The 24,248-nt window shown below is 36.8% G+C and carries 27 protein-coding genes; 17 read left to right on the top strand and 10 right to left on the bottom strand.

What is annotated here, in order from left to right; all coding sequences use genetic code 11:
• The first annotated feature begins 2 nt into the window (after positions 1–2).
• Positions 3–443: an acetyltransferase gene (locus JHT90_RS03720; protein ID WP_201094285.1), complete on the top strand. Its 441-nt coding sequence runs from the start codon at positions 3–5 to the stop codon at positions 441–443.
• 158 nt (positions 444–601) lie between these two features.
• The gene (locus tag JHT90_RS03715) at positions 602–1,318 is read left to right on the top strand and encodes a DUF975 family protein (protein WP_201094284.1); all 717 of its coding nucleotides are present in this window, start codon (positions 602–604) and stop codon (positions 1,316–1,318) included.
• Positions 1,319–1,379: 61 nt separating this feature from the next.
• Here JHT90_RS03715 and JHT90_RS03710 read toward each other — a convergent pair whose 3' ends face one another.
• Genes JHT90_RS03710 through rluD form a run of 3 tightly spaced genes read right to left on the bottom strand, consistent with a single transcriptional unit; the run spans position 1,380 to position 3,829 of the window.
• Complete coding sequence (locus JHT90_RS03710; RefSeq protein ID WP_201094283.1) at positions 1,380–2,102, bottom strand: carbonic anhydrase; 723 nt, start codon at positions 2,100–2,102, stop codon at positions 1,380–1,382.
• Positions 2,103–2,114: 12 nt separating this feature from the next.
• On the bottom strand, positions 2,115–2,861 hold the full coding sequence (gene pgeF, locus JHT90_RS03705; protein WP_201094282.1) for a peptidoglycan editing factor PgeF: 747 nt from the start codon (positions 2,859–2,861) through the stop codon (positions 2,115–2,117).
• Entirely contained in the window at positions 2,861–3,829 is a 969-nt protein-coding gene (gene rluD / locus JHT90_RS03700) for a 23S rRNA pseudouridine(1911/1915/1917) synthase RluD (protein WP_201094274.1), read from the bottom strand. The genes pgeF and rluD overlap by 1 nt, the downstream gene beginning before the upstream one ends.
• Before the next feature lie 135 nt (positions 3,830–3,964).
• Between rluD and JHT90_RS03695 the strand changes: the two genes are divergently transcribed.
• Positions 3,965–4,897, top strand: coding sequence for an outer membrane protein assembly factor BamD (locus JHT90_RS03695; RefSeq protein WP_201094272.1), 933 nt, complete (start codon positions 3,965–3,967; stop codon positions 4,895–4,897).
• A 40-nt stretch (positions 4,898–4,937) separates the two neighbouring features.
• On the opposite strand, the gene JHT90_RS03690 is transcribed toward JHT90_RS03695, so the two are convergent.
• Complete coding sequence (locus JHT90_RS03690) at positions 4,938–5,723, bottom strand: class I SAM-dependent methyltransferase (RefSeq protein WP_201094270.1); 786 nt, start codon at positions 5,721–5,723, stop codon at positions 4,938–4,940.
• A gap of 147 nt (positions 5,724–5,870) precedes the next feature.
• On the opposite strand from JHT90_RS03690, the gene JHT90_RS15375 reads away from it, so the two are divergent.
• Complete coding sequence (locus JHT90_RS15375) at positions 5,871–6,410, top strand: methylated-DNA--[protein]-cysteine S-methyltransferase (RefSeq protein ID WP_201094268.1); 540 nt, start codon at positions 5,871–5,873, stop codon at positions 6,408–6,410.
• A gap of 1 nt (position 6,411) precedes the next feature.
• Here JHT90_RS15375 and JHT90_RS03680 read toward each other — a convergent pair whose 3' ends face one another.
• Entirely contained in the window at positions 6,412–6,666 is a 255-nt protein-coding gene (locus tag JHT90_RS03680) for a helix-hairpin-helix domain-containing protein (RefSeq protein WP_201094267.1), read from the bottom strand.
• A gap of 145 nt (positions 6,667–6,811) precedes the next feature.
• On the opposite strand from JHT90_RS03680, the gene JHT90_RS03675 reads away from it, so the two are divergent.
• Together JHT90_RS03675 and aroC are read left to right on the top strand one after the other, a co-directional pair.
• The gene (locus JHT90_RS03675) at positions 6,812–7,783 is read left to right on the top strand and encodes a S49 family peptidase (protein ID WP_201094265.1); all 972 of its coding nucleotides are present in this window, start codon (positions 6,812–6,814) and stop codon (positions 7,781–7,783) included.
• Between the two features lie 67 nt (positions 7,784–7,850).
• The gene (aroC, locus tag JHT90_RS03670; RefSeq protein ID WP_201094263.1) at positions 7,851–8,927 is read left to right on the top strand and encodes a chorismate synthase; all 1,077 of its coding nucleotides are present in this window, start codon (positions 7,851–7,853) and stop codon (positions 8,925–8,927) included.
• Between the two features lie 161 nt (positions 8,928–9,088).
• Here the strand turns inward: aroC and JHT90_RS03665 are convergent, their stop codons facing one another.
• The gene (locus tag JHT90_RS03665; protein WP_201094254.1) at positions 9,089–9,610 is read right to left on the bottom strand and encodes a thermonuclease family protein; all 522 of its coding nucleotides are present in this window, start codon (positions 9,608–9,610) and stop codon (positions 9,089–9,091) included.
• 150 nt (positions 9,611–9,760) lie between these two features.
• Here JHT90_RS03665 and JHT90_RS03660 point away from each other — a divergent pair, with 150 nt between their 5' ends.
• Positions 9,761–10,036: a hypothetical protein gene (locus JHT90_RS03660; RefSeq protein ID WP_201094252.1), complete on the top strand. Its 276-nt coding sequence runs from the start codon at positions 9,761–9,763 to the stop codon at positions 10,034–10,036.
• 6 nt (positions 10,037–10,042) lie between these two features.
• On the opposite strand, the gene JHT90_RS03655 is transcribed toward JHT90_RS03660, so the two are convergent.
• Positions 10,043–10,516 (bottom strand): macro domain-containing protein, encoded by a 474-nt coding sequence (locus JHT90_RS03655; protein ID WP_201094250.1) that lies wholly within the window; start codon positions 10,514–10,516, stop codon positions 10,043–10,045.
• Positions 10,517–10,723: 207 nt separating this feature from the next.
• Here JHT90_RS03655 and exbB point away from each other — a divergent pair, with 207 nt between their 5' ends.
• From exbB to JHT90_RS03640, 3 genes are read left to right on the top strand one after another with little or no spacing between them, the layout of a single operon-like run.
• Entirely contained in the window at positions 10,724–11,692 is a 969-nt protein-coding gene (gene exbB, locus JHT90_RS03650) for a tonB-system energizer ExbB (RefSeq protein ID WP_236254029.1), read from the top strand.
• A 5-nt stretch (positions 11,693–11,697) separates the two neighbouring features.
• The gene (gene exbD, locus JHT90_RS03645; protein ID WP_201094237.1) at positions 11,698–12,129 is read left to right on the top strand and encodes a TonB system transport protein ExbD; all 432 of its coding nucleotides are present in this window, start codon (positions 11,698–11,700) and stop codon (positions 12,127–12,129) included.
• On the top strand, positions 12,122–12,937 hold the full coding sequence (locus JHT90_RS03640; RefSeq protein ID WP_236254027.1) for a TonB family protein: 816 nt from the start codon (positions 12,122–12,124) through the stop codon (positions 12,935–12,937). Before exbD ends, JHT90_RS03640 begins: the two co-directional genes overlap by 8 nt.
• 107 nt (positions 12,938–13,044) lie before the next feature.
• On the opposite strand, the gene JHT90_RS03635 is transcribed toward JHT90_RS03640, so the two are convergent.
• Positions 13,045–15,573, bottom strand: coding sequence for an autotransporter outer membrane beta-barrel domain-containing protein (locus JHT90_RS03635; protein WP_201094230.1), 2,529 nt, complete (start codon positions 15,571–15,573; stop codon positions 13,045–13,047).
• A 716-nt stretch (positions 15,574–16,289) separates the two neighbouring features.
• Here JHT90_RS03635 and JHT90_RS03630 point away from each other — a divergent pair.
• Positions 16,290–17,438, top strand: coding sequence for a siderophore-interacting protein (locus JHT90_RS03630; RefSeq protein WP_201094228.1), 1,149 nt, complete (start codon positions 16,290–16,292; stop codon positions 17,436–17,438).
• Between the two features lie 74 nt (positions 17,439–17,512).
• Positions 17,513–18,403, top strand: coding sequence for an ATP-binding protein (locus JHT90_RS03625; protein WP_201094226.1), 891 nt, complete (start codon positions 17,513–17,515; stop codon positions 18,401–18,403).
• Between the two features lie 22 nt (positions 18,404–18,425).
• Here the strand turns inward: JHT90_RS03625 and JHT90_RS03620 are convergent, their stop codons facing one another.
• Entirely contained in the window at positions 18,426–19,589 is a 1,164-nt protein-coding gene (locus JHT90_RS03620; protein ID WP_201094225.1) for a 1-acyl-sn-glycerol-3-phosphate acyltransferase, read from the bottom strand.
• A 194-nt stretch (positions 19,590–19,783) separates the two neighbouring features.
• Between JHT90_RS03620 and JHT90_RS03615 the strand changes: the two genes are divergently transcribed.
• The 5 genes from JHT90_RS03615 (at position 19,784) to recX (ending at position 23,598) form a co-directional block, all read left to right on the top strand.
• Positions 19,784–20,719 carry an ABC transporter ATP-binding protein gene (locus JHT90_RS03615; protein WP_201094214.1) on the top strand — a complete coding sequence of 312 codons (936 nt, stop codon included), beginning with the start codon at positions 19,784–19,786 and terminating at the stop codon, positions 20,717–20,719.
• Entirely contained in the window at positions 20,716–21,495 is a 780-nt protein-coding gene (locus tag JHT90_RS03610) for an ABC transporter permease (protein ID WP_201094212.1), read from the top strand. Before JHT90_RS03615 ends, JHT90_RS03610 begins: the two co-directional genes overlap by 4 nt.
• 11 nt (positions 21,496–21,506) lie before the next feature.
• Entirely contained in the window at positions 21,507–22,010 is a 504-nt protein-coding gene (locus tag JHT90_RS03605; protein WP_201094210.1) for a CinA family protein, read from the top strand.
• A gap of 103 nt (positions 22,011–22,113) precedes the next feature.
• The gene (recA, locus tag JHT90_RS03600) at positions 22,114–23,145 is read left to right on the top strand and encodes a recombinase RecA (RefSeq protein ID WP_201095750.1); all 1,032 of its coding nucleotides are present in this window, start codon (positions 22,114–22,116) and stop codon (positions 23,143–23,145) included.
• Positions 23,146–23,148: 3 nt separating this feature from the next.
• Entirely contained in the window at positions 23,149–23,598 is a 450-nt protein-coding gene (recX, locus tag JHT90_RS03595) for a recombination regulator RecX (RefSeq protein WP_201094208.1), read from the top strand.
• Between the two features lie 13 nt (positions 23,599–23,611).
• Here the strand turns inward: recX and JHT90_RS03590 are convergent, their stop codons facing one another.
• A complete protein-coding gene (locus tag JHT90_RS03590) occupies positions 23,612–24,229 on the bottom strand; it encodes a DUF2238 domain-containing protein (RefSeq protein ID WP_201094206.1) in 618 nt (205 codons plus the stop codon).
• Positions 24,230–24,248 lie beyond the last annotated feature (19 nt).

Here is a 24,248-nt window from a genome sequence, read left to right as displayed (position 1 = left end):
TTATGTTAATTACTTCTGTTCAACCCAATGAACTTATTACTCTTTTAGAAATATGGGAAGCTTCAGTACGAGCTACTCACCACTTTCTAACAGAACAAGCAATACAAGAACTGAAACCACAGGTTTTAAATGATTATCTGCCAATGGTGACACTATTCTGTAGTCGTACTGATAACCAAAAAATCACAGGTTTTGCTGGAATACATGATAATAAATTAGAAATGCTATTTATAGATCCCTCTTATAGAGGACTAGGATTGGGTAAAGCCCTATTAAAACATGCAATTGAGCATTTTCAAGTTAAACAGCTTGAGGTTAATGAACAAAATCCACAAGCCATAGCATTTTATCAAAAACAAGGTTTTGAAGTTGTTGGTCGTTCACCTTTAGATGGACAAGGAAATCCATATCCTTTGTTACATATGCGGATTATAACTAATTAATTTTATTAAAAAGTCAACTTATAACCTTTAAATTTTAATTATATTGATTAGATATATTAACTGAACCTTAATATATGACTTTGTTGTCTTTACTTATTGTAATATCTAGATACAATTAGCAATACTAATTATTTGTATTATTATCATGGAGTAACATCATGCAGGACCAAGGGCAAAATCCTTATCAACCACCTTCTACTAACAGTATCAATACTGAATCCGTTGAATTAGGTACAAAACGCACTATTGAACAAGCATTAGCCAGTGGCTATGATTTTAGTATTGGGGATATTATTTCTAAAGCTTGGCAACAAGTTAATGGCGTAAAATTAACTTTCTTTTTAGCATTTCTAATTATATTTGCTATCAGTTTTGTTATTGGTTTAATTTTAGGCTTTTTACCTCCTAAAATAGGAGGGCCGCTAAACTTCTTTGTTAATATTGCTATTAATGCTCTTTCAGCAGGGTTTATTGTGTTAGCATTAAAACGTCTGAGAGGTCAACAAATAAATCTTAAAGAAGATTTCTTCTCTATTCTTCCTATTTTTAGCGTTATAATTCTTGCATGCTTATTAACGACATTACTAACATCAATAGGAATGTTATTATTGCTTATTCCTGGTATCTATTTGGCTGTTGCATATTGCCTTACAAGTTGGATTATTGTTGATAACCCTGGTGTTTCAGCATGGCAAGCAATGGAAGCATCTCGTAAAATTATTACACAACGTTGGTTTAAAGTTTTTGGATTAATGATTGTTTTAGGGATTATTGTAGGGATTTCAGCTATTCCATTTGGTATTGGTTTAATTTGGACTTTCCCTTTACTTATGCTTTCAATAGGTACATTATACCGAACTATTTTCGAAGTATAAGTAATAGCACATTACTCATATACCACGAAAAAAAGCTCTTCATTTGAAGAGCTTTCTTATTTTAATCCCTATCAATAAATCTTGAACGCGGCGTTGCCATAGGGATAATATCGCCATCTAATGGTAAAAACTCCCCTAAGCTATCATCAAAAGCTTTAATCTCACCTGTTTCAATATCATAAACCCAACCATGAATAAACAGGTTTCCACCAGCCAAACGAGAAGCCACAGAAGGATGAGTACGTAAATGCTCCAATTGCAAAACCACATTTTCTTCAGTTAATACATCTAAAGTATCTTCATTTAAACAACCGCAATTTTCTCGCACCACAGTACGCGCAGTTTCTGCATAACGTAACCAAGCACGAACTGTAGGCATTGATTCTAATACACCTTCGTTAATAACTGCGCGCATAGCCCCACAATCAGAATGCCCACAGACAATAATATGCTGTACATTTAAAGCCATTACTGCGTATTCAATCGCTGTAGAAACACCACCATTATTTTGACCATAGGGTGGCACTACATTTCCCACATTACGGGTAATAAATAAATCACCAGGGGAACTTTGAGTAATTAATTCAGGAACCACCCTAGAGTCCGCACAAGTGATAAACATTGCGCGTGGCGACTGAGCACCAGCAAGCTTTTTAAATAATTCTCGCTGCTCTGGGAATGCTTCTTTTCTAAAACGCTTAAAGCCCTCAACAATTTGAGCTAACGCCTCTGTTGCAGACTCTCTTGGAGGTAAAGATTTTCTAGAATAACTTCTTTTACGCATAACTCTCTCTATTTACTTATCTGATACTAACCAAACCAATGAAGCCATTCGTCCTGTTATATTTTGGCGTCGATAAGAATAAAACTGCTCACCACTTACCGTACAAAAATCACCTCCAAAAACAGCAGTAACGCCTTTAGCTTCTAAACGTAAACGTGCTAGCTGATATATATCAGCTAAATAACGATCTTGATTACCACTAACTACAAATGCCTGCTCAGCTAAAGTACTACAAGCTATAAAAGCCTCTCTCACTTCTGAACCTACTTCAAAGTTATTAGGGCCAATAGCAGGGCCTAACCAAACTAATAATTGGTCAGCAGCAACGGGTAATGAATCTATGGTTGCTTCCAATATACCATTTAATAAACCTCGCCAACCTGCATGTGCAGCGGCCACATAATCGCCTTTTTTATCACAAAACAACACTGGCAAACAATCCGCTGTCATTACTACACAGGCCATATCTTTTTCATCAGTCCAACTTGCATCAGCATTTAGGACCTTTGAGGCATCGGCCTTAACAGCTAAAATACTATGGGTCTGCTCTAACCAAGCGGCTTTTTTATAACCTAAAGTTTGTTGTACCCTTCTTCTATTTTCAACAACAGAAGCAGGTTCATCACCGACATGTAACCCCAAATTTAATGAACTATAATTACCTGTACTCACACCTCCTACACGTGTTGTTACACAACTTTTAACATGTGCAGGTACTGGCCAATCAGGTTTAATCCATAATTCATCAATTGCTGGCATTACTTCTCCTCAAATGATTGGCTATCTTGCCGCAATAAACTTAACATCCATACCATATCCTCAGGTAATTCAGATTCCCAACGGATACGTTTACCCGTAGTAGGATGATCTAACTCTAAGAAACGGGCATGCAAAGCTTGTCGAGGAAATTCTTTTAAACTTTGTATTAATGTTGGATTAGAAGCGGGGGGAATGCGGAAGCGTCCACCATAAACAGGATCACCTAACAAAGGAAAATTAATATGTGCCATATGTACTCTAATTTGATGAGTACGTCCCGTTTCTAACTGAACTCGAATATGGGTATAAGCCCTGAAACGCTCTAACACACGATAATGGGTAACTGCTTTCTTACCATCAGCCACTACTGCCATTTTTTGACGTTGCACCCCATGTCTATTAATCGGTGCATCCACTGTTCCACCAGAAGTCACGACCCCAGCTACAATTGCTTCATAAATACGGCTAACACTACGTGCTTGTAACTGGTCTACGAGCTTTGTCTGTGCTTCTATTGTCTTGGCTACAACCATTAAACCTGTAGTATCTTTATCTAAACGGTGAACAATACCTGCTCGAGGTACATTTTGTAATTCAGGCGCATGATAAAGTAAAGCATTTAATAATGTACCCTCATAATGACCTGCGGCTGGATGAACAACTAAACCAGCGGGCTTATTTATAACCAATAAAGCTTCATCTTCATATACGACGTTTAGCTTAATATTTTGTGCTACCCAGTCTCCCTGAGCTTCCTGCTCAGCATTTAATGATAATAGCGCACCACTAAAAACTGTATCTTTTGGTTTCAATACTGCACCATTCACGGTTAACTTACCTTCCTTAATCCAAGTAGCTAATCGAGAACGAGAATAATCACTAAATAATTGCGCAGCTATTTGGTCAAGGCGTTGCCCACCTAATTCAGCAGGGACTTGTGCAGTTAGTTCTATTTTGGTTGAATTCATAAAAAAAATAATTATAGTCTTTGGTTTAAAGCTCAGCTTATGGTTAAATAGGAAAAATTTATCCTAACCGTTATAATAGTCATCATAGCAAGACTATATTAATAGCAACAGTATTTTTAAGAGAACACTATCACCATGCGTGTGAAACATTTACTAGTTATTTCACTATTTATCCTAATTAGTGCTTGTTCAAGCTCTAACAAAGTAGATGAAAGTCTTACTGAGATACAATTATACCAACAAGCGCAAAAAGATCTTAGTGATAAAAATTTTAGTGCAGCTATTGCTAAACTAAAAGCACTAGAATCTCGTTATCCATTTGGTCGTTATGCGGAACAAGCTCAGCTTGAGCTTATTTATGGCTATTATAGAATATCTGATGCAGAAGCAACACGCGACTCAGCAAACCGCTTTATTCGTTTACATCCAGATCATCCTAATGTTGACTACGCTTATTATATGAAAGGGCTAGCCTCTTTCGAACAAGATCAAAGCTTTTTAGCCCGTTTCTTACCATTAGATATGACCACTCGTGACCCTGGTGCAGCTAGGGACTCTTATAATGAATTTGCACAACTCACCAGATACTTCCCTAACAGTCGTTATGCGCCTGATGCTAAAGCCAGAATGGTATATTTACGCAACCTATTAGCAGCTTATGAAGTACATGTAGCTTATTATAATTTAGATAGACAAGCTTATATTGGTGCAGCTAGACGTGGCGCCTATATTGTTGAAAACTTTAATGGCACACCATCAACAGGCGATGGTTTAGCTATTATGGTTGAAGCTTACCAAAGAATGGGAATGAATGATCTTGCTAACGCAAGCTTAGAAACATTAAAATTAAATTATCCCAGACACCCTACTATTGCCAGTGGCAGCTTCAAACCTGTAGTAAAAGAACTACAAGATCGTGACTGGTTTACCCGTACAATCGCTCGTTGGGTAGGTAGTAACAATGATCCGCTACCACCTGGACAAACACGTGCAAACGAAGACCTAGAAAAACGTTATAAAGATGCACTTGAAGAAATACCAAAAGAAATCAAAGAAAGTACCAACTAATTATAAAGGGCAGTTTAACTGCCCTTTTATTTAAGAATTTCTAACTATCCACTTTTAAAGAGCGTTTTGTATAAATATCATAACGACTGCTTTTTCCTTGTAACTGATAACTTGGGCTAATACCTTCTATAATAGGGGCTTTACGTGGACGTTTAACCACTACCCGATGACTAGCTAATGCTAATGCAGTTGCTAATAATTGTGCTGCATCCAAGTCATCCCCCACTAATGGACGGAATAAACGCATTTCTTTTTTAACTAATGCTGATTTATCACGGTGAGGAAACATAGGATCGACATATACCACTTGTGGAATAGGCCTTTGCCAATTTTTCATTAGATCAATTGCATTACCTTTTATTAATGTCATTTGTTGTGCAATAGAACAAATTTCACTGTCCTGTAAAGCTCGTCGCAAGCCATCTTCTAATAATGCTGCAATAATAGGTTGTCGCTCAATTAAAGTTATTTCACAACCTAAACTAGCTAAAACAAAAGCATCTTTCCCTAAACCTGCTGTAGCATCTAACACACTAGGCGTAATATTACCCTGTATGCCAACTGCTTTAGCAATCATTTGCCCTTTTCCACCGCCAAATTTACGACGATGGGCTACAGCGCCTTCTACAAAATCAACTTTTAACGCACTTATATTTTTTTCAGTTAAACACTGTAACTGCAACCCGTACTCACCTAATTGAAGGGCAAAATCTGCCTCTCCTTCCGCTGCTAAAGAAAGCTCTGAAGCCAATGCTATTGCCTGCTGTTGCCAATCAGCAGACATAGCTTCAACACGAATAACAGTTTGTTTTAAATCAGTTACCATTAAAAAATATTTGCCTTATTGCTAAAAAAGAACTTATATACACAGTATCTATAAGGGAGGAATTAAGTTTAACATGTCCACTAATGACTTTCAGAATTTAGCCAACCCAAAAGACTATTATTTTAGATACTGTAAGAGAAATTGAAAATGTCTGAAACTATTAATCAATTAGTATTTGATGAATATTTACTTGATACCCCTGTGGGTAAACTTATTATCTGGTTGGATAAGCAAAATATCCTGCAATTTATTGGTTGGGGTGAGTTTAAAGAGGAAACGCTCCAACAACTCGCACGCTATTACCAAGTTAAACAAATTACCTTACAGCCGTCATCACGTCCTAATACAGTGATTCAAACCATTGAAAACTACTTTAAAGGCGATATTAAAGGTATTGATTCATTAGCAGTGGCGAATTTTGGTACAGATTTTCAAAAACAGGTATGGCAAGTTTTGCGCACTATTCCTGCAGGCAGTACTATTAGCTATGGTGAATTAGCGAAACAAATTGGTAAACCGTTAGCAAGTCGCGCAGTTGGGATGGCCAACCACTGTAACCCCATCGCCATTGTAGTACCTTGCCACCGTGTTATTGGTAAAAATAATAAACTAACAGGTTATGCAGGCGGAATAGAACGTAAACAATGGCTACTCGACCATGAATGCTATCATATAACCTTAGTTTAAGTTATTTAAGATTATTACTTTGGCAATACGCTTTAGCAAACTGAATTGCGTTGTTTATAGCTGCTTTAGCCTGTGGGCTATTTTTCCAACACGTTGCATTTAGCATTGCTGCTGCTTGCTTAGTAATATCTTCAGCATTGGCAGTAGATAAGATAGATAATGAATCTATCCCCATTTGTTCTAACCGTTGAATAACAGTGTTACCTACGCCTTTCACTGTTAATAATGCAGATTTCTCAATATCTGAAAATGGCAAATTCCTCTCCTTAGCCTGTAGCAACCTTTCTATACTAGTATAACTATAATAAATCTATAGCAAAAAGTCAGATTATGCTATGATTTACCCTTTAATTCATGCTTATAGTGCTTTATCACAAGATTTTATAATTCAGGATCCTACCATGTCTGAAGAACTGCAAACACAAATTTCCGCTAATGATGAAAAAAGCTGGAAATTATTGGAAAAAACCCTACAAGCGAGTCTTATTGAACAACGCCGTTCAAGACGTTGGGGGATATTTTTTAAACTATTAACGTTCTTTTATCTCTTTATATTAATAGCTATTGCTATGGGTGCTTTTAAAGGTGATATCAGTACATCAACATCACACACTGCTGTTATTGATTTACGCGGTATGATCGCCGATCAAACAGATGCTAGTGCTGATAATCTAGTAACTGGATTAAGAGCCGCTTTCAAAGACTCTAACACTAAGGCAGTCATTATACGTATTAATAGCCCAGGTGGCACTCCTGTTCAAGCAGGTTATGTATACGATGAGATTAAACGTTTACGCGCGCTCTATCCACAAATTAAAGTGTATGCGGTGATTACCGATTTAGGCGCTTCAGGTGCATACTATATTGCCAGTGCTGCCGATGAAATTTATGCAGATAAAGCGAGTTTAGTTGGCTCCATTGGTGTAACTGCCGCTGGTTTTGGTTTTGTTGATGCCATGCATAAATTAGGTATTGAGCGTCGTGCTTATACTTCTGGTGAGCATAAGGCGTTCTTAGATCCATTCCAACCGATGAATAAAGAAGAAACAGAGTTTTGGAAAAATACCCTGAACACAGTACACCTACAATTTATCAACCAAGTAAAAGCAGGTCGTGGTGATCGCTTAAAAGATAAAGAACACCCTGAGTTATTCTCTGGCCTTATTTGGTCTGGCGAACAAGCTAAAGAACTTGGTTTAATCGATGGCTTTGGCAGTACCAGTTATGTGGCTCGTGAGATTGTGGGTGAAGAGAACCTTAAAAACTTTACTGTACAAGATAGCCCATTTGATCGCTTTGCTAAAAAACTTGGTGCTAGTGCTGCTAAGGAAATAGGCACTGCGGCTGGTTTACAAGGTGTTAAATTACAATAATATCACACAGGTAATGTTGCCATTACCTGTTACTTTTTTCTTTTGTTAAAAACAGGAGTAAGCCATTATGTCTGGCAATACCATTGGCAAATTATTTACAGTCACTACCGCAGGCGAAAGTCATGGCCCTGCATTAATGGCTATTGTTGATGGTTGCCCTCCTGGATTGCCCCTTGCAGAAGCGGACTTACAAAAAGATTTAGACCGTCGTCGTCCTGGTAGTAGTAAATTTACTACCCAACGCCAAGAAGCTGACCAAGTAGAAATTTTATCAGGTGTTTTTGAAGGGATTACCACAGGCTGCCCTATTGGTTTATTAATTCGTAATACTGATCAAAAATCAAAAGACTATACTGCTATTAAAGATATATTTCGCCCTGCCCACGCTGATTACACTTACTACCATAAATACGGTATTCGTGATTACCGTGGTGGTGGCCGTTCCTCTGCTCGTGAAACAGCAATGCGTGTTGCAGCAGGCGCAATTGCTAAGAAATATCTGGCTACTAAAGGTATTACCATTCGTGGCTATATGAGTCAACTAGGCCCTATTGAAATTCCTTTTAAAAGCTGGGATGCAGTTAATGCTGAAGGTAATCATTTTTTTGCGGCTGATCTTGATAAATTGCCAGAGTTAGAAAGCTATATGGAGCAATTACGCCGTGACCAAGACTCCGTAGGTGCTAAAATTACAGTAGTTGCAGAAGGTGTTCCTGTAGCATTAGGTGAACCTATTTTTGATCGCTTAGATGCAGAACTTGCTTATGCGCTAATGGGTATTAACGCCGTCAAAGGCGTAGAAATAGGTGCAGGTTTTAAAAGTGTTACACAACGTGGTACTGAGCATAGAGATGAACTAAGCAAAGAGGGTTTTCTATCCAATAATGCAGGTGGTATTCTCGGTGGTATTTCTTCAGGCCAACCCATCGTAGCTAATCTGGCGTTAAAGCCTACACCTAGCATCACTACCCCTGGCCATTCTATGGATACTCATGGTAATGAAATTGAGGTTATCACCAAAGGTCGCCACGACCCTTGTGTCGGGATCCGTGCCACCCCTATTGCAGAAGCCATGATGGCTATTGTATTGATGGATCATTATCTTAGAAATCGTGGCCAAAATGCAGATGTAAAACTTCCCTAAATTTATTATCCATAAGTAATAAATGCTTATGGATAAAGTTATTGTATTAATAGTTAATCTACTCTTTATTCGTGCATGATCCTTTATTTTTAAAACGATTGGTTGCTTTAAATATATAATCAGTTCCCTTGTTAAGATAAATTACTGTTTTAAATTTAGCCTTATTTAAGTTTAACTAATTGCTTGCGATATACCCAAGGTGGAATAGGATTTGATTGAGACCATAAACCTGTTTTATTTGCTTTAGCCTTAGCCTCTAATAGAGGTAAATTATAATCCTGATTATAGTTGGTATATACCCAAGCCATCCCTAACCTAACCATTTCTTGATTAATATTTAGTTCATCTAATTTAATAATAGCAACCATACGCTGATATTGATCTTTATCTACCTGAATAACAGTTACTACTTTATTTTTAATCATATCTGCTAATACTTTCTTAGCTTTTGCGCCAAAAGCTTGACCTGTTTCTGGTGCATCAATTCCTGCTAAACGAATACGAATGGACTGATTTACGACCAATACATCTATGGTATCACCATCAATCACATGAATAACTTCTGCTGTAAAACTATTCTCAGAAATCTGGTAATAATAAAAACCTACAGCTATTAATAAAATAACTATGCAAATAATTGGATTATGTTGTAGTCGTTTAAATAAGGGTAATTTTCTTTTCACAGAACTGAACAAATGATGAAGTAACAAATAAAATAATTGAACTATCAAACTTTATATGGGGTCAATCATTGTACAATGATTATGTTAGTTTTTATTAACACTATTTTTATATAAAACACATTGATTAAATAACTAAAACGGTAATGGTCTATGAAGTACTTACTACTATTAATCAGCACTTTTTTATTTTCAAATATCGCATTGGCCAATGGCAATGCTGTTAAGCTATGCACAGATATGTTAAAACAGCGACAAGAACAGGCAGGCACACCTAACAAAATCACTGACAAACAGGCAAATACCTATTGTCAATGTATTGTTCCTAAGCTGGAAAAACTGCAAGCGGCATCCATGCCTTCGCAACAAGAATTAAATAATCTTTATAACCAATGTATGACTAAGGCTGGTATTAAACCTACTAAATAACAAGGTTTACGACTTACCTTTAACAAATTTAATGATACTTACTGAAGCCTTTGATTCTATCTGTTCAAAGGCATCAATCATTAGCGTTAAAGCACCTTGCTCACCAAAACCACCTGAGCCTGCACCAATAATTGGAAATGCTACTGAGTTAATTTGCCGATCATTGACTATTTGCATTGCAGAAAAAACTGATTGCTGAATTGAATAACGAGTAGCACGCCAAAACATATTAATACCTGCCACATGAATAATTGCTTTATAAGGCAACTTTCCTGATCCAGTGATTACAGCATGACCTAACTTTATTGGACCCATTTTTCCCAACTCAAAAAAGGGACCATAACCTGCCTGTTTCTTAATAGCACCTGATACACCCTGCGGTAATAAAAGCCACCATGGGATAATATTTCTATTCCAGGCATTCACAATCACCTCAACAGGCTGTTGTAATAAATCACCTTCAATAATACTGACCTGCATTAATTATTTTCCCTTGCTTTATAGCTATGATGTTCGTTTTAGATTAACGTATTTAAAGAAAATTAAGAACCTTTTAAAAAATAAAATATCTAATAGTTAAATGCATTGTTTTTTGTAAAAAGTATTAAAAAAACTTTTGTTAATGATAATTATCTGAGATAATGAGAATAATTCTTATTATTCTTTTCTAAATTAAATTGGATGAATATGTTAAACGTATCTAGTCGTCGCTTTTCACTTGTTAAACAATTGATTCTAATTACCACGCTGTGTTTTACTTCTTTGAGTTTCGCGCAACAAGCATCTCCCACAACACAGCATGAACATCAAGTAGAACAAAGCACCACTGTTCCAACAACAGAACAAGCAACCACTAATACAGCTGACAATGAAGATACTCAAACAGCATTAACTCCAACAGTTATTTCAGAAAACTCGCAACAAGCAACACCTTCTTTAGATCATGACCTTTCTCCTTGGGGCATGTATCAAAATGCAGATATAGTTGTTAAAGCAGTGATGATAGGCCTATTATTGGCCTCACTTGCCACATGGACTATCTTTATCGCTAAGCTTTTTGAATTACTTACTGCTAAAAAACGTTTACGGCAAGAAATGGCTGCCTTAAGAAATACCAAAAACTTAAAACAAGCCAATGAAGTAGCCAATACATTTTCTAAAAATAGCCTTGCCACTTCATTGATTGACGATCTGCAAGAAGAACTCGAACTATCTGCTGACTCTACCAGCCATGAAGGCATTAAAGAACGTGCGGCTTTCCGCCAAGATCGCTTAGTCGCAGCTAGTGGTCGCAAAATGAATGCAGGCACAAGTATCCTCGCTACTATTGGTGCTGTATCTCCCTTTATCGGTTTATTTGGTACTGTATGGGGAATCATGAATAGCTTTATTGGTATCGCTAAATCGCAAACGACTAATCTCGCTGTAGTTGCTCCTGGTATTGCAGAAGCTTTATTAGCAACAGCGATGGGGTTAGTAGCAGCTATTCCTGCGGTAATTATTTACAATGTATTTACACGCTCTATTAGCCATTACAAAGTAATGGTCAGCGATATTTCAGCCCATGCTTTATTACTGTTAAGCCGTGACTTAGACCGTAAAAGCCATACTGCTTCTACTGCTACCACACGCTCCAATGTAACAAAGATAGGCTAATAAACATGGCAATCAATTTAAAAGAAGGTAGCGACGAAAATACCGAAATGAGTGAAATTAATGTCACTCCTTTTATTGACGTCATGCTAGTACTGTTAATTATCTTTATGGTAGCAGCTCCGCTTGCTACTGTGGATATTAAAGTGGATTTACCAGCGTCAACAGCAATACCACAACCTCGACCAGAACAACCCATTGTATTAACCTTAAAAGCAGATCGACAACTGTATTTAGGTAATGAGTTGATTGTTAATCCAGACCTTTTAGCCAGAGAACTTGAGAAGCAAACCAAAGGTAATAAAGAAACTACTATTTTTTTCCAAGCTGATAAAACAGTTAACTATGAAGATCTTATTAATGTGATGAATGACCTTAGAAAAACAGGCTATTTAAAAATTGGATTAGTAGGTTTAGAGGCTATGGGGAATAATGAGTAGTAACTCTATAGCAAATACTTCACGTTGGTTAATTGCTTTTATTATCGTTGTAGCACTGCATATTGGTCTTGCTACTGCCTTAATGTTAGGTTGGAATCCTTCACCACCAGCACAACCACCTATACCTGCAGCTGTTATGTTAGAGCTTGCGCCATTACCTGAAGCACCTAATAATACGCCTCAGGAAAATCCAGCGCCTGTTGAACAAGTGGCATCTGATCCAACACCAGTTGAACCAGAACCTATCCAAGAACCTGATCCAATACCTGTTCCAGAGCCTGTAGAAGCTCCTAAGCCGAAAATGGTTATTCAAAAGAAACCAGAACCGAAACCAATTAAAAAGCCTGTTGAAAAACCAGTCGAAAAACCTATTGAGAAACCCAAAGAAATTACTGAAGATATAAGACCCAAAGCTGAAGTAACCACTAACTCCTCAACGGTTAGCGACCGTGTATCTGATCGAGTAGCAGCTCCTGTTACCACCACCTCCACACGCCCTTCAAAAGCACAAATTACATGGCAGTCTCAATTATTTAGTCGCATTGGCCGTTACAAACGCTACCCTCGTGAAGCTAGAAGTAGACACCAAGAAGGTACAGTTACCGTCAACTTTACAATCGATACACAAGGTAAAGTGTTAGCTAAACATATTACTAAAAGTTCTGGTTATCCCGCGTTAGATCAAGAAGTATTAGATCTTTTAGAAAGAGCGCAACCACTACCCAAACCACCTGCAGAGGTAATGAATGGTAGTAATTCTAAAGCAATCGCTATTCCCATTGATTTCAATCTAAAAAAAGATAGATAAATAGTTAACTTATTCTTTTTATAAACACTGGCTAAACATAATAATTAGAGGATTCTATACAATCTAGAATCCTCTATAATTATTTAAAATAAACACTTACTTATTTGTTATATTCTATAACTATAACCTAAGTTAAGTTGCTTCTGATTAAATCTACCACCTTTAGCATATTCTGCATCCATATAGATATTGTGGTTTTTGTTTAGGTTGATACTGCCCCCTATACCACCACTACGCCAATTCCCTTTAAAACTATAATTATGTTTATTTGCATTAAGCTTATAGGAAGTACTGCCATCCATTTCTCTGGTAAAGTTACCTTTTAAATAAACATTAACAGGGACTTCTCCACCTGTTTGGTAACCTAAGTTAAGACCAACGCGTCCTTGAGTAGTGTTGTAGTCCTTTAATTTTACTGTCAGACCATTGCTAGCACTGATTTTATCACTATCTTGATAACCATAGGTAACTTGCGCCTGTGGTTCTAAATAAACTCCTTGTTTAGTTTGGTTGAGCATAAAGCGTTTGCCTACTTCTAAGGAAACTGCATAGCCTTGTGTTTTACCAGTACCTTTTACTCGCATATTGGCTGTATCATTAACACTGAAGTGATTTCGAGTATTGTTGTATTTCGCCAAGCCATCCACATAGATACCATTGTCATGATAATAAGTTGCATAGATACCCGCATGGTAGTTTTTTAGTGTTCCTGAACCACCATCGTAGTTAGGATTACCTTGGGTAAAACCTACTACCCCCCCTAGTATTAAGTCAGCATTGGTTAACTCCACTTTTGTATCGATACCACCTTGGGTACCTGCATAGGCCATATCAAAACCACGTGCCCCTTGTCCACTAAATGAATTTAATTTGCCACCATAACCTCTTATCCAGAAGCCTGTATTAGTCTTTTCTGGTTGATTACGTAGATCACCTAGGCGTTGTAACAGGGTTTGGTTTTCGATATAGTTAGAGAGATAACCTGTATTAAAGAAACCGACACCTGCACTAGCTGAAGTGGTAAGCGCCCTACCGAGATCTCCTATACTACGCAGTACCCAATTATTTCCATCTTTAAATAGCTGATAGCGATAACCTCCTGCCTCAACTAAATTTGTTAATGAGAAATTGCTGGCACCATCAGGGGTTTGAACTACTGTATGTACCTCTGTACCATCCGTAAGGCTAGCACCATTATTAGCAATAGAAAGTGTATGAGAACCTGAACTGCTGTCATTTACCACCAATAAATCACCCGTTAAACTACCCACATCAGCTTGCATAATAAAATTACCTGCACCTGATAAATTATTAGTAGTTAATGTTATAGGGGTAGTTGCTGAACTAGCGTTGAATTGTACAAAGCCATTGGTATTATCCATTGAACCTATACTGTTATCTTCATCAAATATCCAACGGCCACCACTAGTTAAATTAATTTCTTGAACATACCTTGTGTTACCGTTATAAATTGAATTTTCGTTGATTGATATATAAATTTTATCATTATCTAATATCTGCGATCTAATAATACCAGTGACTACAGAACCATTATATAAATTAAGATAAGCCGTAGAAGCTTGCAAAGTAACTAGAGCTGCATCAGTAGAACTTGTTAGCGTTGAGTTATAAAGATTGATAACATTCCCTACCCCTGTAGTACGTACAGCACTGTCCTCTGCTATAAGAGTACTATCTGTAATATTTAGGATATTAGAACCATTTTCTAATTCAAACACATATGCATTATCTCCTGTAGTACGAAGGGTTGAATTGTTTATGGTCGCAGTACTCCTTTGCATTAAAATTCCATAGGAACTAGCACCAGAAGTTTGTAGATTAACATTATCTAAATAAATATCTGAACCACCAAATACCCTCATACCTATACCATTGTTACCAGAGGTAGTAATTGAAGTATTAGTAAGTTTGATAGTTGCACCATCTCCTAGTATTCCAAAACTTGATGTACCTGTAGTAATAATCTGTGAATTATTCATTTCCAAGTACGAACCATCATCAATATATGCACCTCTTCCAGACCCCCCTGATGTATTAATTATTACATTATCGGCTATGATTTTAGACACTTCGCCAGTATTAGCACCTGAGTTTATAGAATAAAGAACAAAAGAGTTTGTAGAATTATTGGTAATATTGACATCTTTTAATTCAACCCGCCCACCATCTTGAGCAAATGCTGCGCCAGTACCTGTAGAGTCTATAGTAATATTTGTTCCTTCTACAGTAACTGTTGAAACTCCACTAGCACTGTCCCCTTTAGCATGTATAGCATATGAATGAGTAGCCCCATTAACTCCTGATGTCGTAGTTGGCGCATTAATATTGATGTCACTGTCTGTTATAGATATTTTCCCACCATTTTCTGCAAAAGCGCCAGCAGCATAGCTATGGGTAGAGGATAAATTTAAATCCGAACCAATAATTTCTGAACCATTGGCAACAAGAGCAGAATTACCAGTATTTTGGCCAGTTGAAGAATAAGTTTGGCCATTAAGGGTATGTTGTGCCCCATCATTAGCCACGTAGTTAGCGGCATAACAAAAGCTATTAACTAAAATAATATTAATAGCCAATGTTGAAAATACAAATTTCCTACTATTTAAAATTCTCATAAGAATCTATCCTCGTGTATCTTTACAAAAAAAATTAACGCGCGGATTAATGACTCTCAAACTATTAATCCTTATAAATATGCTTAATAAATTAAAAATACAAAAACTCAGTTAAATATCTTTAACCCACCAAGAGTAAAACTAATTTTTTAGAACAATCAGTTAAACTGACTGTAATAGATAGCTGAGTTTTTGCACTCAACACACAGGTAAATCCTTTTTACTTATTATTATTCTGGTATCAAAATAATCTTATTATTCAATGCATTGAATTTGCAATATCACCCAGCCTAAATGGTTCAAAATATGAGATACATCAAATAACAGACAATTATTAGCAGAAAAATCTAATTATTTAGTCTATTAAGCAAAAAAAAATGTAAGTTTTAGTTAGTTGATTAAGGTCATAAACCCCATTTTTTTGATCTGTTATAAGAAATTTTTAGTGAAAAAAGCGTTACTGCTCCTAGCTCTTTAGTCTAAAGAGAACAAAAATACGCTATTTTGAAGGAATAATTTGTGAACTTTTTTATTTTTCTTGTTAGCTAACAGTGAAATAAAAAAATAGAATTTGATCTAATAGAAAATAAAAACAATGGTACTATAATGCTTATTATCATTATCTATTTAATCATATAGTCAGAATAAGTGAGTTAATCTCCCATTAATGGATAATGTTGTGCACTCAAAATATTGAGAGGTAAAACAATTAGTCTATGCAAAGAAACTTCTTCTCCATCAATAAATGTAGCCATGACGAGCAAAAACTGCTTAAAGCATTGCGGGCAATAAATTGGCAAGGTAATTGGCCTACCCAAGCTGGTTTTTTACTAGAAGAAATAGGAATTTTTTCTGTTCATGCGTTTCCTTTTGCTCGCTTAGTTCAAGCGATATTAACGACTAACCCAAATTTTAACCTGCTTGGGCCAGACTCTCCTTTTGTATCAAAAGACGAAATAGAACTGTTATCAGCATTAGGCCATGCGGCAAGAAGTATAAAAAGTAAATCTGTAGCGATTACCCCTTTATTACCTACAGATGTTCAAACACTACTCGATATTTGTGGTGAAGAATTGCGATTAGCAAAAGTAAATATCAAACCAAGAGCCGTTCTAAAATCTTTTAAAGAGTTAGTGGCTAAATCTACCAAGCAAGCTAGTCATCATTTTCCCCACCTACTAACTAAAGTAGTAAGAACCGAACAACTAACGCCCACTTTTCGTCGTGTTGTTTTAACAGGCGAAGATTTAGAGAATTTTACCGTAGAGTATCCAGCTCAATGGGTAAAAGTCTTTTTACCTAATAGTAAGATGACTGGCAGAGCCTATACCATTCGTTCTTTTGATAAAGCTAAACAACAATTAACATTAGATATTGCTATTAACCATCATGGTTTAATTTCCTCTTGGGCAAAAAAAGCTAAAATAGGTGATGAAATTTATATAGCAGGTCCAAGAGGCGGGTTCCGCGATTTAGAAATAGATTCTTGGTTATTATTATTAGCTGATGAAACAGGTATTCCCTCTATTTCTGTTATTCTTGAGCAACTTCCTGCGCATTTAAAGGTCTATGCTTATATAGAAGCAACCAATAAGCAAGAGCAACAACAGCTAACAACAAAAGCTGATGCGACTATTCATTGGGTATTTAAAGACTCTCAAAAGGAAGATCTAAAAACTATTTTAAAATCTAATGATTTGCCAACTACTCAAGGGCATGCTTGGATTGCAGCTGAAGCCTCAGTGATTCGCAATATCCGTATTCAATTACTCAAAGAACGGGGTTTTCACTTAGGCAATATACAAACCACAGGTTATTGGAAATTGGGTGAAAAAGACCACAAAGACTTAGCCGCTATTTTATAGTAGCTTTTTCAACAATGAGTTATTAACTTAGCCAATATTTACTAATTACCCCTTATTGATGTTAGATTAATTTTATGAGTGATTTACCTTTACAACAAATAATTGAACAACTGGAACGTATTGCCAATAGTTTAGCCAATGCCTTTCCACCACCTCCTGTTTACACTATTCGTGATGATGTAATCGCCTATTTATGGGAACATCGCTTTTACAATGGTATTGAGCAACCTACTCTTATTCCAGTAGAAGAACCTAACCTTATCGCTTTTGAAGATTTACAAAATATCGATCGCCAAAAAGGTTTAATTGAACAAAACACCCGCCAATTTGTAGAAGGTTTACCTGCTAATAATGTATTGCTGACAGGCGCAAGAGGAACAGGCAAAAGTTCACTGATAAAAGCCTGTCTTAATGCTTTCCATCAGCAAGGTTTACGACTTATTGAAGTAGATAAAGAACACTTAATGGATCTACCACAAATCATCTCTATGACCCGTGGCCGTCCAGAGCGTTTTATTATTTTTTGTGATGATATTTCTTTTGAAGAAGGCGAAACAGGCTATAAAGGCTTAAAAACTGTATTAGATGGTTCAATCGCAGGTAAATCTGATAATACCCTAATATATGCCACCTCTAATCGTAAACACCTTATGCCTGAGCGTATTGATGATAACCTAAGTTATCGTACTGATAATAATGGTGAAATTCATCCTGGGGAAGTGATTGAGGAAAAAGTCTCACTTTCTGAACGCTTTGGCTTATGGATCTCTATCTATGGCTTTAATCAAGAACAATATCTGACTGCTGTGACGCAGTGGTTAAAACGCTATAACATCGATATGACTGGCAATCAAGATATTGAAAAAGAAGCTATTCGCTGGGCTACCTATCGTGGCTCTCGTTCTGGTCGTATTGCAGCACAATTTGCTAAAGATTATGCAGGGCGTATTCAATCTACAAAATAGCTAAACACTATGGAAACTGGCATTACGCCAGTTTTCCGTTATTCAATCGATACTTATTATAAACAGGATAAGCATATTGCATAATCAAATAAGGCTTGTGTTCTTCTGGGCAAGCATCTAAACGTTTTTGCCATTCATGCTTAGCTTTTTCGATCTTTTCTACTGGGAACAAGCTCTCAATAGCAGGAATGTTTATTGTTTGATCTGCCTTATCCCACATTGCATAAGCCAAATAATGTACAGGAAATAGATGATAATTACCTAAAATCTGTTGATCTATTAAATCTGCTAACTCCTTAGCATCTTCAAAACCATTGTTTATACGCTTACCAAAATGAACATGTACATCCCCTTTATAACCCGTAATGCCTAATGCAATACTACGGTCATCTTCACCAACAGCTTTGGTATACTTACCTTCTGTCGCCTTAATATAAAGCTCACGTGCTTTCATTAAATCGCAAGGGTCATATTCATAACTAATAGAAATAGGTAATAGATTTAAGCTAGCTATTACCTCAACAAAATTCTCTTCCTTACGGCTTATATGCAACATTTTCAATAAGGCTGAATCTGTTTCATCATTACCATCTTTAGCCCGCCCTTCCGCCTGTGCAATCCAAATAGATTCATGGTCATGTAAGATAGAATGATTAATATAGGCCGATAACTGCTGATAAGCGGCTAACTTTTCTTTACGTCCTGTTACCGAACGCTGTACCACAAAGCTTTTATTTAAACGCATCAAATCAGCTACATATTGCTTTTGTAGTAAGTTATCACCAATAGCGATACGTGGCGTACCCATACCAATTAAATGTAAGGCATAGTTAGTCAGCGTAGGATCCATTACGATATCACGGTGATTCGCCATAAATAGATACTTACATTGAGTATCTACATTTTCTCCACCAGAATAGGTAAAGCGCTCAATACTGGAAGAAATAGAATGCTCTACATAGTCAGCTATTTTTAACTGTAAATCGCGTACACTATGAATTTTTGAGAGATAATTCTTTAATTTGCGAGCAATAAAAGGACGTAATAACCATCCAAATGAACTGCTTAAGTGGGGGAAACGGAACTTTAATACGGTATTAATAAACTCATTATCCTTTGATAGCCTCTCAATTACAGCAGGTACTTCATCATCATGGTAAGGACGAATGGTATTAAACTGTCCCATATTGCTCTCTACTACTCTCTATTGGTTTAATTTATTAAAGGAATAAAAAAAATTAACATTTATAATAAATTTGGATCGGTTATTATAAGGCTATTTGATATTCACGCCTATAGTCCATATATAATATAGATTATACCTTATATCCTAACCTTACATTAAGCTATCTGAAATAATTTATCCTAAACGAGTGTATTATGACTTCTGCCCTAAACATCAGACAGTTAACCAAAGTCTATAACAATGGCTTTCAAGCCCTTAAAGGGATTGATTTAGATGTTGCCCAAGGCGACTTTTTTGCGCTTCTTGGCCCTAATGGTGCTGGAAAATCCACCACCATTGGTATTTTATCTTCTTTAGTTAATAAAACCAGTGGTTCCATTAAAGTGTTTGGTCATGACTATGACACTGATCTGTTTAATTTAAAACGCCATCTTGGCGTTGTACCACAAGAATTTAATTTTAACCAGTTTGAAAAATGCTTTGACGTTATTATCACCCAAGCAGGTTATTATGGTGTTCCTGCTAAAGTAGCTAAAGAGCGCGCTGAATTCTACTTTACTGAATTGGGGCTATGGGATAAAAAAGATGTTACTGTGCGTATGTTATCTGGTGGTATGAAGCGTCGTTTAATGATTGTTCGCGCACTGATTCATGAACCAAAACTACTTATTCTGGATGAGCCTACTGCAGGGGTAGATATTGAGCTACGTCGTTCCATGTGGGGATTTTTAACCAAACTCAACCAAAAACGGGGCATGACTATCATCCTCACCACTCACTATCTTGAAGAAGCTGAACAACTATGCCGCAACATCGCCATTATTAACCATGGTGAAATTGTAAAAAATACCAGTATGCGTTCACTACTCAGTACCCTAAGTGAAGAGACGGTTATTTTAGACCTAGCCAAACCTTTAACAACGCGACCTACGTTACAAGGTTATGATTGCAGATTAGCTGATAACCAAACACTTGAAGTAGTAGTTAAGCACAACCAAGGCATTAATGAATTATTTAATCAATTGAGTATGCAAGGCATTCTAGTGTCTAGCATGAGAAACAAGAACAATCGATTAGAAGAATTATTTATAGCCTTAGTGGAAAATAACGAGAAAGTAAAAGTATCATGAATATCCAACTTGCAACCAATTTAATAGCCTTACGCACTATCGTAAGCCGCGAAATACACCGTTTTATGCGGATATGGGCACAAACACTATTACCACCAGCCATTACCATGGCTTTATACTTTATTATCTTTGGTAAACTTATTGGCAGTCGTATTGGTGATATGGGTGGATTTGACTATATCCAATATATAGTACCTGGCCTGATTATGATGTCAGTAATTACTAACTCTTACAGTAATGTGGTATCTAGCTTCTTTGGTGCTAAATTCCACCGTTCTATTGAAGAGCTACTTGTCTCACCTGTTTCACCCCATACTATTTTAGTGGGTTATATTACAGGGGGTATTTTAAGAGGCTTGGCTGTTGGTTTTATTGTATCCATTTTATCGTTGTTTTTTACTAAACTACATATTAATCATCTGGGTATTACGATATTAGTAGTAGTGCTCACGGCTACAGTATTTTCTTTAGCGGGCTTTATTAATGCTGTTTATGCAAGAAATTTTGATGATATTTCTATCGTTCCTACCTTTGTACTAACCCCCCTAACCTACCTAGGTGGCGTTTTTTACTCTATTAATTTACTGCCTGAGTTCTGGCAATCTGTATCCTTAATTAATCCTATTTTACATATGGTTAACGCTTTTCGTTATGGCATCTTAGGGGTATCAGATATTAATATATTTATTGCTATTGGCTTTTTATTAGTGGCTACTTTGGTGCTCTATAGCTTAAGCCTTTATTTACTTAAAACAGGTAAAGGACTACGTCAATAATAAGGAACTATATGAAAGATACTATTACACACTTAGCCCAACATCTAGGCAAACAGCTAAAAAAACAGCAAGCCCAAGTAACTACTGCTGAGTCTTGTACGGGTGGTGGTATTGCTGAAGCGATTACGCGTATTTCTGGTAGTTCGAATTGGTTTGAAGCAGGTTATATCACCTATTCCAACAAACAAAAAACATTGATGTTAAATGTACCCCATCAACTGTTTGATAGCGTAGGCGCTGTCAGTGAAGAAGTAGTTACAGCTATGGTAGCAGGTGCTATCGCTAAAAGTAATGCTCAATATGGCGTCGCTGTTAGCGGTATAGCAGGCCCTACAGGCGGTACTGAACATCATCCTGTTGGTATGGTATGGTTTGCTTGGCATGGTAATAATCAATGCTACACCCATTGCGCTCAATTTAAAGGTAATAGAGAGAATATTCGTGAGCAAACCATACAGTTAGCGCTACATGGTTTGATACGATTAACTCAACAAAAAACACCTGTTGAAAGTTAAAAAGTGCTTTAGTTATACCCTAGCACTATGAAATAATAGTCGCCAAATTTTAGTGTTAAACAGACACTAATAATGAGCTTTCTTATATGAATGAGGATTGATGATGGAAGAGAATAAAAAGCGTGCACTAGCGGCTGCTTTAACACAGATTGAACGGCAATTCGGTAAAGGTGCTGTAATGCGCATGGGTGACCAAGAGCGCCAAGCTATTCCTGCCATTTCTACTGGTTCATTAGGGTTAGATATTGCACTTGGTATTGGTGGTTTACCTAAAGGCCGTATTGTTGAGATTTATGGCCCTGAATCTTCGGGTAAAACTACCTTAACCTTATCAGTCATTGCTGAAGCACAGAAGCAAGGTTGTGTATGTGCTTTCGTAGACGCTGAACATGCATTAGACCCAGAATATGCAGGTAAATTAGGGGTTAATGTTGACGACCTTTATGTTGCTCAGCCAGATACAGGTGAGCAAGCATTAGAAATTACCGATATGCTTGTACGTTCAAACGCTGTTGATGTGATTATTGTTGACTCAGTAGCCGCCCTTGTACCTAAAGCTGAGATTGAAGGTGAAATGGGTGACTCACATATGGGCTTACAAGCGCGTTTAATGTCACAAGCACTACGTAAAATTACGGGTAATATTAAAACCGCTAACTGTTTAGTTATCTTTATTAACCAAATTCGTATGAAGATTGGGGTTATGTTTGGTAACCCTGAAACAACTACAGGTGGTAACGCGCTGAAATTCTATGCATCGGTACGTTTAGATATTCGTCGTACAGGTTCAGTAAAAGAAGGTGATGAAGTTACGGGTAGTGAAACACGGGTTAAAGTGGTTAAAAATAAAGTGGCTCCTCCTTTCCGCCAAGCTGAATTCCAAATCCTTTATGGTAAAGGCATTTATCGTACAGGTGAAATTATTGATCTTGGTGTTCAACTTGGACTTATTGAAAAAGCAGGCGCTTGGTATAGTTATGATGGAAAGAAAATTGGTCAAGGTAAAGCCAATGCTTCTAAATTCTTAGAAGAAAATCCAGAGATCACCAAAACACTAGAAACAACTATTCGTGAAAAATTATTAAGCCAACCAGTACCTATTACTGAAAGTGATGATACTGCCGCTGACGAGTAATCAATGGCTGTTTTAGATACGCCCATAGCTATCCGCAAGGTAGCTATGGATATCTTAGCGATGCGTGAGCATGGTCGTATTGAATTAAAGCGTAAACTGTTACGTAAAGGCGCCCTCCCTGAACTGATCGATGCAGTACTCGATCAACTTACCGAAGATAAACTCCTCTCTGAACACCGCTACTTAGAATCCTATATTCGAAGCCACGCCAACAATGGATATGGACCATTACGTATCCAGCAAGAACTAATGGAACGTGGACTTAACAAAGCTGATATTAGTCAAGCCTTACAAGAGGCTGGTTACGATTGGCAAGAACAACTTGAAGAACTGTGGCAGCGTAAATTCGGCTCACCACCCAAAGATGCTAAAGAAAAAGCTAAACAAGGGCGTTTTTTGCTTTATCGTGGCTTTTATATGGACGCTATTTCAAAACTAATAAATCGAAAATAGTTGCTAGTCTAAACTAATCCTTGTTAATAAATCTCACTAACTGCTTATCATGTAGTTTAGATAATGTTAGTAAAGCCAAGATAGCGCCAATAAAGGCACAAAACATATCTTTCTGTGTATCCCAAATATCGCCTTGGCTACCTAAAAATGAGTCTGCATCTTCGCCTATAATCTCAGCAGCAGCCCACTCAATTAACTCATAGCTAGCACTAATGCCTAATATTCCAAAAACTATAATTGTAAATAACCATTTACCTGACTTTAATGGTGATGTTCTAAGTAATAATTCCCTAACTAATATAGCAGGGATAAAACCTTGAGCTAAATGGCCTAGCTTATCGTAATTATTTCGGGACTGATTAAATACTTCCTTGATCCAATCAAATAAAGGTACTTCTGCATAGGTATAATGACCACCCACCATTAAAATAACGCATTCAATCCATATTAATAGATATAAAAGAGGGGTAAGCTCAAATTTCTTATAGGTTGCACAGCATAAAATAATTGCAATAAATACAGGTAATGTTTCCAACCACCAAGTAAGCCTTTCTTTAGGATTTATACCAGACCAAACTAATATCGCTATACATGATATTAACAATACTAATAAAAAAACTTTATTATTCATGATTTAACCTTAAGGTAGT

Source organism: Entomomonas asaccharolytica (assembly GCF_016653615.1).
GTDB classification, from domain to species: Bacteria; Pseudomonadota; Gammaproteobacteria; order Pseudomonadales; family Pseudomonadaceae; genus Entomomonas; species Entomomonas asaccharolytica.
Note: the sequence above shows the minus strand (reverse complement) of the source record. Positions and strands in the feature narration are given on the sequence as shown.